The sequence below is a fragment of the Lactobacillus sp. RTP31084st1_F9_RTP31084_210423 genome (genome assembly GCF_040919545.1).
Lineage (GTDB): Bacteria > Bacillota > Bacilli > Lactobacillales > Lactobacillaceae > Lactobacillus > Lactobacillus paragasseri.
The window spans coordinates 1-1,083 of sequence record NZ_JBCOVH010000012.1; the positions used below are offsets into that span (position 1 = coordinate 1).

A 1,083-nucleotide genomic window follows, 5' to 3' on the forward strand; every position below is an offset into this window, starting at 1 on the left:
ATCTAATCCTGTTCGCTACCCATGCTTTCGAGCCTCAGCGTCAGTTGCAGACCAGAGAGCCGCCTTCGCCACTGGTGTTCTTCCATATATCTACGCATTCCACCGCTACACATGGAGTTCCACTCTCCTCTTCTGCACTCAAGTTCAACAGTTTCTGATGCAATTCTCCGGTTGAGCCGAAGGCTTTCACATCAGACTTATTGAACCGCCTGCACTCGCTTTACGCCCAATAAATCCGGACAACGCTTGCCACCTACGTATTACCGCGGCTGCTGGCACGTAGTTAGCCGTGACTTTCTAAGTAATTACCGTCAAATAAAGGCCAGTTACTACCTCTATCTTTCTTCACTACCAACAGAGCTTTACGAGCCGAAACCCTTCTTCACTCACGCGGCGTTGCTCCATCAGACTTGCGTCCATTGTGGAAGATTCCCTACTGCTGCCTCCCGTAGGAGTTTGGGCCGTGTCTCAGTCCCAATGTGGCCGATCAGTCTCTCAACTCGGCTATGCATCATTGCCTTGGTAAGCCGTTACCTTACCAACTAGCTAATGCACCGCAGGTCCATCCAAGAGTGATAGCAGAACCATCTTTTAAACTCTAGACATGCGTCTAGTGTTGTTATCCGGTATTAGCATCTGTTTCCAGGTGTTATCCCAGTCTCTTGGGCAGGTTACCCACGTGTTACTCACCCGTCCGCCGCTCGCTTGTATCTAGTTTCATTTGGTGCAAGCACCAAATTCATCTAGGCAAGCTCGCTCGACTTGCATGTATTAGGCACGCCGCCAGCGTTCGTCCTGAGCCAGGATCAAACTCTCATTTTCCTTCTTGAAAATGAGCTGTTTATCGTTTAGCTCTAAAACTTTCTTTGAGTTATCTCAAATTTATTGCTTGCGAATTGACTTCGCTTTTGTTTGGGATTTTTATATCCCGCACACTTTCAGCGAAACTTTGTTCAGTTTTCAAGGTACTACCGTTGCCGTGTGACAACTTTTATTTTATATCATGCCTCTTGAGTTTTGACAAGCCTTTTTTCCTCTTTCTCATCTCTCTCAAATGACAGCTTTATAATATTATCATCTTTC

Annotated in this window: 1 rRNA gene; it reads right to left on the minus strand. The window is 46.4% G+C overall.

Annotation, left to right across the window (positions count from 1 at the left end):
• Positions 1-822, minus strand: a 16S ribosomal RNA gene (locus tag AB5359_RS10205); the annotation flags it as partial.
• Positions 823-1,083: the final 261 nt, after the last annotated feature.